This window comes from uncultured Paracoccus sp. (genome assembly GCF_937873615.1).
GTDB lineage: Bacteria > Pseudomonadota > Alphaproteobacteria > Rhodobacterales > Rhodobacteraceae > Paracoccus.
On record NZ_CALMYP010000005.1, the window covers coordinates 48412 to 60518 of the forward strand.

Below are 12107 nucleotides of genomic sequence, written 5' to 3' on the forward strand. Positions count from 1 at the left end.
CGGGCGCGGATATCCTCCAGCCACAATGATTGGTTCAGACGAACAGTTTCCCCGGGTTCATCCGTCCGTCCGGATCGAAAACTGCCTTGATCTGCCGCATCAGCGCCAGGTCGAGCGGAGGTTTCAGCCGCGCCAGTTCAGCCGCGCGCAACTGGCCGACGCCATGTTCGGCGCTGATCGAGCCGCCATGGCCAAGGACCAGATCATGCACCGCCCCGGCCAGCACCGCATGGCGGGCGTAAAAGGCTTCGTCTGCGGTGAAGTTCGGCCCGATCACGTTGTAATGCAGGTTGCCATCGCCAAGATGCCCGAAAACGATGGACTGCGCCCCCGGAACCGTCAGCGCCACCCGGTCGCCGGCCCGCGTGACGAATTCGGCCAGCCGGTCGATCGGCAGGGAGATATCGTGCTTGGCCGTCTTGCCGACGCGCACCAGCGCCTGCGAGATGCTCTCGCGCATCAGCCAGAACGCCTCGCGCTGCGCCTCATTGGCCGCGATCAGCGCATCTTCGGCCAGCCCGCTTTCGATGGCCTCGCCAAGTGCGACATCGCAAAGGTCACGAAGCTGTCCGGCATCCATCGTGTCGGTGCATTCCAGAAGGACGAGGGCCGGAGGCAGGTCGGCAAATGGCAGGCGCACATCCGGCACGAAGCGGGCGATCAGGTCCAGCGCTGGCCGTTCGAGATATTCGAAGGCGCTCAGCCGGTCGCCGCAATGCTGGCGCATCCGTTGCAGCAGCGTCAGCGCCGCACCGATATCAGCCAGCGCGACCACCGCCGTATAGCGCGAGGTCGGGCGCGGTACGAGGCGCAGTACCGCTCCGGTGATGACCCCGAGCGTGCCTTCCGACCCGATGAACAGGTCGCGCAGGTCCAGCCCGGTATTGTCCTTGCGCAGCGCTGTCGTGCCTTCCCAGATCCGGCCATCGGGCAACGCGACCTCCAGCCCCAGAACAAGTGAGCGCATCGGTCCGTAGCGCAGGACCGAAATGCCGCCGGCATTGGTGGCGATCACCCCGCCGATCATCGCGCTACCCTGCGACGACATCGCCAGCGGGAACAGCAGGCCGTTTTCCTCGGCTGCCTCATGCACCTGCTGCAACGTGACACCGGCCGAAACCCGCGCAGTCATCCCCAGCGGATCGACAGACAGGCTTCCCGCCATCCTGCGCAGCGAAAGGACGACCGCCCGGCCCGACGCATCCGGCGTCGCCCCGCCGGACAGCGAGGTATGGCCGCCCTGCGGCACCACAGGACACCCGTATTCGGCACAGACCTTCAGCACCGCCGCGACCTCGTTGGTCGATCCCGGCAGGACGACAGCGCAGGCGCTGCCCGTGTATTTCCCTGTCCAATCGGTAACGAAGGGCGCCATGTCCTTCGGCTCGGCAAGAAGATTACGGGGCCCGACAACACGGGACAGGGCATCGCGGATCGCATCTGCGCTCATTCGATCCGCTCCTCAGATCGAACGGATCAGGCCGCCATCGACCCGGATCCGGCTACCCGTGACATAGGAGGCCCGCGACGAGGCGAGGAAGGCCACGACATCGGCGAATTCCTCGGGCCGGCCATAGCGCCCGGCCGGGATCGTCGCGGCCGAGGCGGCAGCCACATCGGCAACCGCCTTGCTGCTGCGCTTCGCCGCCTCGCCGTCCAGTTCGTCAACCCGTGCGGTGTGGATGCGTCCCGGAAGGACAATGTTCACCGTCACCCCGTCGCCCGCAACCTCGGAGGCAAGCGTTTTGGACCAACCGACGATAGACGCGCGAATGCCATTCGACAGCGCGAGGTTCGGAATCGGCTGCTCCACCCCCGATGAAGTCAGGGTGATGACCCGTCCCCATTTCGCGGCGCGCATCGCCGGCAGCAGCGCACCGGTGATCCGGAACAGGCTGGCGGCCATGGCGGCGAATTGCGTGGTCCACTGTTCGTAGGTGGCATCGGCGGCAAGGCCCGGCGGCGGGCCGCCGGAATTGTTCACCAGAATATCGACGCCGCCCTTCGCCATGACCGCCCCTATCAGCGCAGTGACACTTTCCGGCTGCGACAGGTCGAGCGGAAGTGCCTTGATGTCGCCCTTTGCGTCTTTCGCCCAGGCCTCGATCGCCGACGGATCGCGCGAGGCGGCAAGGACCGTCGCGCCTTCGGCCGCGAGTGTCCGGGCGATGGCCTGGCCAAGACCCCGGCTGGCCCCGAGGACAAGCGCCCTCCGCTTGGAAAGTCCGAAATCCATCAGTGCAGCTCCTTCAGCCGTTTTTCCTGCCGTGCGATCAGTGTCTCGATCTCGGCCACCGCCGCAGGCGAGAGTTTTACCCCCGGACGCCGCTGCGCGTCATGTCGGATGGCACCCCGACGCGCCAGAACGTATTTGCGCACGGCCAACCCCATTCCGGGCTGCTGTTCCACACGGGCCATGGGAAGGTAGGCGTCGAACAGGTCGCGCGCACGATCATACTCCCCCTTCCGCCAAAGCGTCGTCACATCCGAAAGCATCTCGGGATAGGCGAAGCCGGTCATCGCGCCGTCGGCACCGCGGCCCATTTCCTCGGGCAGGAAGATGCCGCCATTTCCGCAAAGGATCGAGATCCGCTGTTTCAACCGCCCTGCCTCGCGCAGGGCGCTGATCTTTTCCAGCCCCGGCCAGTCTTCATGCTTCAAGCAGACGGCACTGTCGATCTCGTTGAAGATGCGGGTCAGCACGGGAACCGACATCTGGACACCGGTCGCGAGCGGGAAGTCCTGAACGACGAGAGGGGTGCCGTCGGTAAATTCGGCAACCTGCCGGTAATATCCCAGGATCTGGTCGTCGGTTCGCAGCGAAGCGGGCGGCGCGACCATGACCCCTCCCGCGCCATCGGCCATCACCGCGCGCGTCAGTTCCGCCATCTGCGCGAAGCCGGGTGCCGAGACGCCGACAACCACCGGCATCCGACCGTCTACCCGCGCAGTCACCCGCCGGGCAACCGCACAGCTTTCGGACAGCGTCAGCTTGGGTGCCTCGCCCATCATGCCCAGCAGGGTCAGACCGGTCGCCCCGCGCTCGACATAGAATTCGACCATCCGGTCGATGCTCTCGAAATCGATATCGCCTTCGGGCGTGAAGGGCGTAACCGCAATCACATAGACGCCATTTGCGGAAGTGGTCAGCGCAGACATTCTGTCTCCTTGTCAGGCCCGGGACATGGCCACGCGGCCGATGGCTATCGCCACCGCCGCCTGGTTGGGGTCGATCACCGGACAGCCCAGTTCGAGTTCAAGCCGCCGGCGAAACCCCGCCATGCCGGAGCAGCCAAAGAGAATAACCTCCGCCCCATCGTCGTCACGAAGCTTGCGACCGATGGTGCACATCCGTTCAAAGGTCCGCGCCTCGTCGGACAGCTCGGCCACGCCAAGCTCCAGCGCGCGGTCGCCGGCAAGGCGGCTGTTCAGCCCCATGGCACCGATCATGCGCAGGTGGCGCGGGATGGAGCGACCGAGAATCGAAATCACACCGAACCGCTGGCCCATGGTCAACGCGGTCAAGATCCCGGATTCCGCGATGCCGAACACCGGCCGGTCCGATTGTTCACGCAACGCGGCCAGGCCGGGGTCGGAATAGCAGGCAACCACGAAGGCAGAGGCACTTTCCTCAAGCTCGGCGGCAAGGCGCAGCAGCGGCCCGACGATCAGATCGACATCAGCCTGAGTCTCAATCCCCGGGGGGCCTTCGTGCAGGGTATGGGTCATGATTGGCGTCACGACAGCAGCGCGCATCGGATCGATGGCCCGGTCGATTGCCCCAGTTACCTTTTCAAGACTGTTGGGGTTGATCACATGGATCGTCATGGAGCGTCCCCTTCGGCTGGCGGACCGGTTTCTTCCTGATTTAAGCTGTCTACCAATCCCCCGGGCAGTTGTCCTATGCTGAGCCTGACTCGGCTATAACATCTGATCATAGGCGCGCGATGAATCTGAGGCAGATTGAGGTTTTCCGGGCAGTCATGAACACCGGCTCGACCAGCGGCGCCGCACAGTTTCTGTCGATTTCACAACCCGCTGTCAGTCGGATGCTGACCCATACCGAGGAAAGTCTGGGCTTTCCCCTGTTTGAACGACGGCGCGGCAAGCTCTTCCCCACTGACGAGGCCCGGCAGTTGCATCTTGATGTCGAACCGCTGTTCCTCGCGGTCGAGGCGGCCGAGGCGCGGATCGACGATCTGCGCAATGGCCGCACGGGCCGGGTGCGGGTGGTGGCAATCCCGACCATCGCGAACACGATCCTTCCGCAGGCAATGCGAATCCTTATGGCGACCACGCCGAATGTCGAGATCTCGGTCGATGTCCGACGGTGGGAGCAGGTCGCGGCGCAGGTGGAATCCAACACTGCCGATGTGGGCTTTGCCATGATGTCGGACGACCGGCCCAACCTTCGGCGGATCCCGATGCATGCCGGCCGGCTGGTCTGCATCCTGCCACGCGATCACATGCTTGCCACGCGACCGACGATCTATCCCTCGGACCTGATCAATCAACCCTTCGTTCGGCTGACCCCCGACAGCCCGCTCGGCAGGCTGACGCGCGATTGTCTGGGAGACGTGAACCACCTGATCCGCACGGTCGTCGAGACAAGGTATAACAACACCGCCTGCGCCTTCGTAAACGCCGGAATCGGGGTCGGCCTGGTAGATGAATTCGTATTAAGCGCCGGGGGCTATCCCGAACTCGTCTCGCGCCCCTTCATCCCCGAAGGCAAGGTGACCGCCTATGCGATCGTGTCCGAGCACAGGCCGGTTTCACGGCTGGTGCGACGGGTCATGCGCGGCGTCCAGAAACAGCTTCAGGCGCGAGGCGTCCCTTCTTGATCGAGCCGCAGAACTGCATCGAGCAGGACCTGCGCCGCAATGGCACAATCTCCGGGTTCCGCCCATTCCTCGGGCGTATGGCTGAGGCCCGCGCGGCAGGGCAGGAAGATCATTCCGACGGGCCCGGTGCGGGACACGAACACCCCGTCGTGACCGGCACCGCTGGGCATCAGCGGGGCTTCGATCCCACGCAGCCGGGCGGCCTCCTGCAGTACCGATATCACCCCCGCATCGCAGCGCGTGGCGCGGGCAAAGCTGATCGGCTTGCGGACCAGCCCGAAGCCACCCGCCTCGATCTGCGCGAAAGCGGGCGCAAGGTCATTGTTCACGAAGGCCTGAAGCCTCGCCTCATCCTCGCTGCGCGCCTCCAGCACCAGTTCCACCGTGCCCGGAACGGCATTGGCAGCATTGGGGTGAACATCGAAGGCGCCGATTGTCGCGACCAGTTCGGTTCCCTTGCCATTCGCTGCCCGCGCCAGCCTGTCCACCGCCGTCACCAAACTGGCGGCGGCCACGAGCGCGTCACGCCGCAGGGCCATCGGTGTGGCTCCGGCATGATCCGTCTGTCCGCAGATGGTGATCTTTTCCCGCAGGATCGCGACAATCCCGGTGACGACGCCCACAGGCAGGCCGGCGCTTTCGAGAACGCGCGCCTGTTCGATATGCGCCTCCAGATAGACATGGGTCGATCCGGCCGGTCGTCGCGCCGAGGCCAGCCGCTCGGGGTCGCCACCGACATAGCGCAGCCCCTCAGCCAGCGTCATGCCGTCCGGACGAGTCATCGCCAGCGTCTCGTCGTCCAGCGCCCCGGCCCAGGCCCGGCTTCCGATGCAGGACAGGCCGAATTCGCTGGGCTCCTCGGCCAGAAAGTCCACCACTTCCAGCGCATGGTTCAGTTCGACCTGCGCCTCGTTCAGGCTGCGCGCCACCTCCAGCGCCGAAAGCACGCCCAGAACCCCGTCGAACCGCCCGCCCGAAGGCACCGTATCGCTATGGGAACCGAGCACAACGGGCGGAAGGTTGTTGTTACGCCCCGGCCGCCGACCGACCAGATTACCTCCGGCATCGGTCGACACCTCCAGCCCCGCGACCCGAAACGCTTCGGCCAGCCAGGCCCGTCCCTTCAGGAACATCGGCGTGAAGGACCGCCGCGTCCATGGGCGATCAGGCTCCGTCAGGGCGGCGAGTGCCTCCAGATCGCCCCAGAGGCGTCCGCCGTCGATCTGCGGGCCGGTCACGCGGCGGCGCCGAGACATGGGCGGATGAAGCGATCATGCCCGCCCGCCGCATTGACAATCCTTTGGCCATCCCAGACGGCCTCGCCACGGCACCAGGTTCCCGCAACACGTGCATGGAAGGTCCGCCCCTCGAACGACGACCATTGCACCGCCGACTGGCTGTTCGACGGATCGAAGGCATAGGTCTCGGGCTTTAGCACCACGATATCGGCATCCTTGCCCACGTCGATCGATCCCTTGCGGTCGTCGATCAGGAAATGCCGCGCGGGCCCCTCGCTCAAAAGCTTGGCCACGGTCAGAGGCGACAGGCCATGTTCGGCACATCCAGACCAGAAGGCGGGCAGCAGCGTCTCCAGCCCCGGACCGCCCGACTTGTTGGCGAAGATGTCCGGATCGTCCTTGCGATCGAGCCCCCAGCTCACATGGTCGGAGGAAACGAAGGTGCAGTTGCCCGCCGCGATATGGGTCCAGAGCTTCTCCATTTCGGCGCGGGGGCGAATCGGCGGATAGTGCTTGATCCGCGCGCCGAAGCGCTTGGCATGGTCCTCGTGGTTGAGCATCAGATACTGGACGCAGGTTTCCAACGAAACATCATGCCCCGCGTTCCGATACATCCGGTGGATCTCAAAGCCCCGGTCGGTGGAAACGTGGACGACATGGGCCCGGGCGCCGGTACGCGCGCCAAGCTCATAGACCTGCGTCGTCGCCATATCCTCGATCAGCGGCGTATGCGCCCGCATGAAGGCGTCCCAACCGGTATCGCCCGCCTCACGCATGCGGGTGACGTTCTTCGTGGTCAGATACTGGATCTGGTTATGCACCCCGCAGGCCAGACCCGAAGGACGGATCAGTGCGAAGGCCTTTTCCAGAACGTCGTCATCCACGCGCGGGAAGCGGCCCGGCGCCGCCTCGAAGGTCGAGAACTTGAAGGCGCAGGCCCCGGCCTCGATCAGGCCGGCGGCCTCGGGCAGATTGTCCTCATCCAGCAGCGTCGCATAAAGCGCGACATCCACATGGCAATCGCGCCGCGCCTCGGCCACCTTCGCGTCAAAGGCTGCGCGGGTGGAAATCGCGGCGGGATCGTCATAGGGCATGTCGATCGTCGTAGTGATACCGCCCGCCGCCGCGGCGCGTGAGGCCATGCCCAGCCCCTCCTGGTTCAACTGGCTTGCCGCATGGACCTGCCCGTCGATCACCCCGGGCATGATCCAGCAGCCACGGAAGTCCTGCACCTCCTTTGCGGAAGGTGCGGCCCCCTGGCCAACCCTGGCGATCTTGCCACCTGAAATGGCGACATAGGCATCGCTGAGAATTTCGTCGGGGCGAACGACATTGCCTTTGATCACGAGGTCGAATTCGGACATTTGCTTCTCTCTTGCTATTCTGGGTTCAGGGGCGCAGCGATGCCACGCGGTCATTTGGCAATCAGATTGGGCAGCCAGAGCGTGATTCCCGGCATCAGGACCAGCAGCAACAGCACCACGAGGTCACAGAGCAGGAACGGCATGCAGCCCTTGTAGATCTGTTCGGTCGATACGTTCATGTCTTTCGGAATGACGCCCTTCATCGCAAAGACGTTCAATCCGACCGGTGGCGTAACCGACCCGATCTCGGTCAGCTTCAGGGCGATCACGCCGAACCAGACCGGATCGTAGCCCAGCTTCATCAGCACCGGGAACACGATGGGAAGCGTCAGCGCATAGATGCCGACGGGAACCATGATCATCCCGAGGAAGAACATCAGCGCCATGATTGCCCAGAGGATCACCCATGACGGGACGTCGAGGCTTGTCAGCGCCGCGGTCAGTTCCGTCGGAAGCCCGGTAATGGCCAGCACCCGGCTGTAGAACAACGCACCGATATTGATGAGAAACAGCATCGCCGTGATATTCGCGGATTCGCGCATGGCATCGGTGACTTCGCCCATCTTGCGGAAGGCGCGCAGATACCAGCTGAGGCCTAGCGTCAACAGCGAGCCGACCGCCGCCGCCTCGGTCGGGGTGAAGGCCCCCGAATATATCCCGCCGAGGATAACGATGGCGATCAGTGCGACGGGCCACATCTCTACCGCGCTGGTGCGCGATCCCATGGAGTCGATATGCGCGCGGATCTTCCTCTCGTCGTCGGGACTGGGGGCAAGTTTCGGATTGCGGCGCACCAGCAGGTTGATCATCACCGCATAAACCGTCGCGGTCATCAGGCCGGGCACGATGCCGGCGGCGAAAAGCCGGCCGATGGATTGCTGGGTGAACAGGGCGTAGATGATCATCATCATGCTGGGCGGGATCATCGAGGCGAAGGTTCCCGCCGAGGCGATGACGCCGACCGACAGCACGCTGTCATATTTCAGCCGCTGCATCTCGGGTAGCGCCATCCGGCCGAAAATCGCCGTGGTCGCGATGGACGACCCGGAAACCGCCCCGAACAGCCCGCAACTGAAGCAGGTCGCGATCAGCAACGACCCCTTGACGTTGCGCATCAGGGCATGCACCCCGTCATAGGCCCGCCGCGCCAGACCGCCGTTCGAGGCGAAGGCCCCCATCAGGATGAACAACGGAATGGCCGTCCAGGTGGGCGAGGCGATCGAGAAATAGGAGGCCTGCCCCAGCAGGCTGACCGACTTGCCGAATCCGAGGATCAGCGAGGAGGTTATGATGCCGCTCAGGATGAACGACAGGCCGATCTGCATGCCAAGGGCCATCAGCACCAGCAACAGGGCGATGCAGGCCACGCCGGCGATCAGGAAATCCATCTGTGGTCCTTTCGGGCGCGGGAATTCAGAATTCGCCGCTGGAGGTTCGGGGGGGCGCGGCATCCTGGCCTGGCCCGGAGAAAAGCTCGGTGACGATCTGCAACAGGTAGACCGTCATGCCCGCGACCATGATGAACTTCGTCGGCCAGAGCGGCAGGCTGATGGCCCCTTCCAGCGAGTCATTGGTCACATAGGCCTTGGACGCATCCCGAAAGACCGCCATGTAGAAGATCACCACCGTGATCACCGCAAGGACCTGAACGACCTTGCGCAGGATATGCGCGGCCCGCGGCGGCAGCATGTTTTCGAGGATTTCAAGCCGGACATGCTGCTTGTGCTCCTCACAGCCGGCAAAGCCGAGATAGACGACGGCCATCATCACGAATACGGACATTTCGGCCAATCCCAGCAAGGGCTTGCCAAAGACCCGCCAGAGGATGTCGATCGTCAGGATGGCGACCATCGCCATCATCAGCCAGCCGCTGACCATGGAAAGGATCTGGTTGGTCCGGCTCAGGATTCTTCGCATCGCGTTTCCTCATGCCTTGGAAAAGCAGGACCGCGCGTCATGCACGCGGTCCAGCGGGACGTGTCACTCTCGCGCCATCGCCTCATCGAAGATCGCGGCGGTCTGATCCATCACCTCCTGCGCGTTTTCAAGACCGGAGGCCTTAGCTTCCTCGACCCACTCCGCCCGCAGCTTGACAAGCTCATCGGGGTTTTCCCAGATCTCGATGTCGGCGGGGCTCAGCTCCGTGACCTTCACGCCGGCCGCGATCTCTGCATCGCGGATCGAGTTGAATGTCGCATCATAGACGGCCCCGAACTCGGTCTCGGCCTTGGCACTGGCGGCCTGGAGCGCCGCGCGGCCCTCATCCGACAAGCCGTCATAGAACTCCTTGTTGGCGATGTGCACGAAAGGGATAGAATACCAAAGTTCCTTTGACAGCATGACATTGGGCGCCACCTCGTCGAACCTCATCAGGTGGACACCGTCGTAGTTGGAAAACACGCCATCGATGGTGCCGGTCTGCAATGCCACATAGACATCACCCCACGGAACCGAGACCGGCGCCGCCCCGGCATTGCCGAGATACTTGAGCAGCCATTTACCGCCCGCGCGCCACTTGTAGTCCTTCAGTCCATCGAGCGAGGTCATTTCATACTTGCTGACGAACACGCCCGGCAGGCCGGCGGTCGTCATCAGCGGCACGACGCCAGCCGATTCCAGTTCCTCGCGGTAGGCGGGGACCCGGTCGTAAAGCTGATGATAGAACCACGCCATGTTCTCGAACTTCGCTGGGCCGCGCGGGAACAGCGGAAAGATCGTGTGGGCGACAAGCCGCTCGGGGTAATGCCCCGGAAAGACGAAACCGAGATCGGCGATCCCATCGCCGACGCCGCTCAGCACCTCTTTCGAGCCCATCAGCGTACCGCCGAACATCGGGGTGACCTCGATGCTGCCCGTGCTGGCCTCTGCGATGGCGGGCAACCAGACGTCGTTGACGAACTGCGTCCGCATGCCGCCCAGCGGGTCGTGATCGGTATAGCGCACGGTCTCGGCGCGAAGCGGCAGCGCGGTCGTCGCCGCCAGCAGGACCGCTAGCGAACCGGTGCGTAGCAACTTCAGTGAAAACCCCTGTTGGTAGGCCATGATTGATCCTCTTGTTGCATCGATCGGAGTTCGATACGTCTCCGACCCTGATCGTTCCAGTTAAGATCCGTCGGGCCGACAGGTCCAATAAGGAGAGGGGCCAGCCTATAACTGAATGTTATTCAGCCGCGCCATACCATACCCCAGCACGCCACTGGCGAGGCGATAACGCTGTCAGACCGGAACGGACGGACGTATCTGACGGCTTTGTCAGGCTGCCTGTCCCTGAGTGCCGCAATCTGCCAACACGGTTTTCAGGCGGCGGGCTCTGCGGCATAGTCGGCCCAAATGCTGAACGCGCCAGACCTCGCATGACGGAATGGCCAGGTGGTGACGCGATGACGTTTCGCGCGGAACTATGTGGCGATCTGATCGTGGGCTGAGAGAAACCGTTGCGCCTGACCCGGGGAGTTGAAGCGCCCCATGATCTTCTCTCGTCGCCGGGTGTGCCGATCCGAAGCTTCGGCCCGATTGTTCAACCGCTTGTGCTGGCGATGTTCGATCCCGGGAGCAATCTCGGCTTTAAAGCGTTTCGGCTTGAACTTGAGTCGCGGGGGATTCTCTTGAGGCATCAGATGTGATTCATCCTGATTGGGAGGATGGATCATGTCAGCACCATTACCATCGGCGCTTCGGACGCGGTTTCAGAGATACATTGAAGAAGGGTTGAGCGGGCGGGCGGCGGCGTTGCGTCTGAAGGTGTCACCTGCCACGGGTGCACGGTGGGCGCGGCAAGTGAGGATCAAAGGCCATGCGGAACCTGCGCCTCAGGGACCTCCGCGCGGAAAGGGAAAGCTCGCCCCGCATCAGGCTTTTCTTGAGGAACTGGTCGCCCAAGACCCCGACATCACGCTCTTCGAACTTCGCGATGATCAAGCATGAATGCGAGAGTCTGATGCCAAACGTCCACCTGATCGAACCGATGCAGAAATATGTGCAGGCACAGATCGAATCCGGCGCCTACGCCAAACTGAGCGAAGTCGTGCGCGCCGGCGTAAGGATGCTGATGGAGAAGGATGGCGCGCGGCAGTTCTATGCCCTCAAGGCCGATCTCGAGTTGGCAGCCAGCCTGGCCGAAAATGGGGATTTCGCCGAGTTTGATGCCCAAGCCTTCGAACCGGATGCGTTTGATCGCCGGCCCGCATGACTATTCAACTTTCCGGACGGGCCAGGTTCGACCTTGAAGAAATACGCAGTTCCACCGTCGAGACCTGGGGCAGGGATCAATGACTCGTCTATTACCGCTAGTCGGTCACCGCCTTCGAGCGGATCACCGGGGATTCCGACGCGGGCCGGAACAGGAGTCTCTCTGTCCTGGGGATGCGGTCCCTCAACTGCCAGCGTCACATGAACTTCTACAAACAGCTCGATGCGGCGGATGACGCGGCAGTCATCCTGCGCATCGTGAACCAACGCCGCGACATGCCCGCGCTCGTCTACTACGAAGATCCCGACAGCGGCTAAGTCTAAAGCCTCCCGCCTTTAGCTTGAGACATATCCGGCAGCCTTGAAGTAGTTCGAACACTCTTGCGGTGAGTAGAGATCGCAGACCTCGGCGATGGCCTGTAAGCGTTGTCTGGCGATCACCTTCTGCTGACGGGATAGATTTGCGACTTGGC

11 protein-coding genes and 1 pseudogene are annotated in these 12107 nt (G+C 63.4%); 2 read left to right on the top strand and 10 right to left on the bottom strand.

The genetic code is table 11. The annotated features are described in order from the left end of the window. Window positions 1-34: 34 nt before the first annotated feature. From Q0330_RS01835 to Q0330_RS01850, 4 genes are read right to left on the bottom strand one after another with little or no spacing between them, the layout of a single operon-like run. Window positions 35-1450: an FAD-binding oxidoreductase gene (locus tag Q0330_RS01835; protein WP_299473501.1), complete on the bottom strand. Its 1416-nt coding sequence runs from the start codon at window positions 1448-1450 to the stop codon at window positions 35-37. A 12-nt stretch (window positions 1451-1462) separates the two neighbouring features. Next, window positions 1463-2236, bottom strand: coding sequence for an SDR family oxidoreductase (locus Q0330_RS01840; RefSeq protein WP_299473504.1), 774 nt, complete (start codon window positions 2234-2236; stop codon window positions 1463-1465). Continuing rightward, the gene (locus Q0330_RS01845; protein WP_299473507.1) at window positions 2236-3159 is read right to left on the bottom strand and encodes a dihydrodipicolinate synthase family protein; all 924 of its coding nucleotides are present in this window, start codon (window positions 3157-3159) and stop codon (window positions 2236-2238) included. Before Q0330_RS01845 ends, Q0330_RS01840 begins: the two co-directional genes overlap by 1 nt. Window positions 3160-3171: 12 nt before the next feature. Beyond that, window positions 3172-3828, bottom strand: a complete 657-nt coding sequence (locus Q0330_RS01850; protein WP_299473510.1) for an aspartate/glutamate racemase family protein — start codon at window positions 3826-3828, stop codon at window positions 3172-3174. 119 nt (window positions 3829-3947) lie between these two features. On the opposite strand from Q0330_RS01850, the gene Q0330_RS01855 reads away from it, so the two are divergent. After that, window positions 3948-4844: a LysR family transcriptional regulator gene (locus Q0330_RS01855; protein ID WP_299473513.1), complete on the top strand. Its 897-nt coding sequence runs from the start codon at window positions 3948-3950 to the stop codon at window positions 4842-4844. On the opposite strand, the gene Q0330_RS01860 is transcribed toward Q0330_RS01855, so the two are convergent. From Q0330_RS01860 to Q0330_RS01885, 6 genes and pseudogenes are all read right to left on the bottom strand, one after another. Beyond that, a complete protein-coding gene (locus tag Q0330_RS01860) occupies window positions 4820-6100 on the bottom strand; it encodes a Zn-dependent hydrolase (RefSeq protein ID WP_299473516.1) in 1281 nt (426 codons plus the stop codon). The genes Q0330_RS01855 and Q0330_RS01860 overlap by 25 nt on opposite strands. Continuing rightward, on the bottom strand, window positions 6079-7446 hold the full coding sequence (locus Q0330_RS01865) for an amidohydrolase family protein (protein ID WP_299473518.1): 1368 nt from the start codon (window positions 7444-7446) through the stop codon (window positions 6079-6081). The genes Q0330_RS01860 and Q0330_RS01865 overlap by 22 nt, the downstream gene beginning before the upstream one ends. A gap of 50 nt (window positions 7447-7496) precedes the next feature. Beyond that, window positions 7497-8834, bottom strand: coding sequence for a TRAP transporter large permease (locus Q0330_RS01870; protein ID WP_299473521.1), 1338 nt, complete (start codon window positions 8832-8834; stop codon window positions 7497-7499). Window positions 8835-8859: 25 nt separating this feature from the next. Further along, window positions 8860-9363 carry a TRAP transporter small permease gene (locus Q0330_RS01875; RefSeq protein WP_299473524.1) on the bottom strand — a complete coding sequence of 168 codons (504 nt, stop codon included), beginning with the start codon at window positions 9361-9363 and terminating at the stop codon, window positions 8860-8862. Between the two features lie 63 nt (window positions 9364-9426). Continuing rightward, window positions 9427-10488 carry a TRAP transporter substrate-binding protein DctP gene (gene dctP / locus Q0330_RS01880; protein WP_299473527.1) on the bottom strand — a complete coding sequence of 354 codons (1062 nt, stop codon included), beginning with the start codon at window positions 10486-10488 and terminating at the stop codon, window positions 9427-9429. Window positions 10489-10742: 254 nt separating this feature from the next. After that, a pseudogene (locus Q0330_RS01885) lies at window positions 10743-11003 on the bottom strand (IS6 family transposase); the annotation flags it as partial. A 236-nt stretch (window positions 11004-11239) separates the two neighbouring features. Between Q0330_RS01885 and Q0330_RS01890 the strand changes: the two are divergent. Continuing rightward, on the top strand, window positions 11240-11635 hold the full coding sequence (locus Q0330_RS01890) for a type II toxin-antitoxin system ParD family antitoxin (protein WP_299473530.1): 396 nt from the start codon (window positions 11240-11242) through the stop codon (window positions 11633-11635). The last annotated feature ends 472 nt before the right edge of the window (window positions 11636-12107 follow it).

What these genes read in the sequence shown, in the direction of transcription:
- Q0330_RS01855 (WP_299473513.1), top strand. Translation starts at nt 3,948, where the DNA reads ATGAATCTGAGGCAGATTGAGGTTTTCCGGGCAGTCATGAACACCGGC.
- Q0330_RS01865 (WP_299473518.1), bottom strand. Translation starts at nt 7,446, where the DNA reads ATGTCCGAATTCGACCTCGTGATCAAAGGCAATGTCGTTCGCCCCGAC.
- Q0330_RS01840 (WP_299473504.1), bottom strand. Translation starts at nt 2,236, where the DNA reads ATGGATTTCGGACTTTCCAAGCGGAGGGCGCTTGTCCTCGGGGCCAGC.
- Q0330_RS01860 (WP_299473516.1), bottom strand. Translation starts at nt 6,100, where the DNA reads ATGTCTCGGCGCCGCCGCGTGACCGGCCCGCAGATCGACGGCGGACGC.
- Q0330_RS01890 (WP_299473530.1), top strand. Translation starts at nt 11,240, where the DNA reads ATGCGGAACCTGCGCCTCAGGGACCTCCGCGCGGAAAGGGAAAGCTCG.
- Q0330_RS01835 (WP_299473501.1), bottom strand. Translation starts at nt 1,450, where the DNA reads ATGAGCGCAGATGCGATCCGCGATGCCCTGTCCCGTGTTGTCGGGCCC.
- Q0330_RS01845 (WP_299473507.1), bottom strand. Translation starts at nt 3,159, where the DNA reads ATGTCTGCGCTGACCACTTCCGCAAATGGCGTCTATGTGATTGCGGTT.
- dctP (WP_299473527.1), bottom strand. Translation starts at nt 10,488, where the DNA reads ATGGCCTACCAACAGGGGTTTTCACTGAAGTTGCTACGCACCGGTTCG.
- Q0330_RS01875 (WP_299473524.1), bottom strand. Translation starts at nt 9,363, where the DNA reads ATGCGAAGAATCCTGAGCCGGACCAACCAGATCCTTTCCATGGTCAGC.
- Q0330_RS01850 (WP_299473510.1), bottom strand. Translation starts at nt 3,828, where the DNA reads ATGACGATCCATGTGATCAACCCCAACAGTCTTGAAAAGGTAACTGGG.
- Q0330_RS01870 (WP_299473521.1), bottom strand. Translation starts at nt 8,834, where the DNA reads ATGGATTTCCTGATCGCCGGCGTGGCCTGCATCGCCCTGTTGCTGGTG.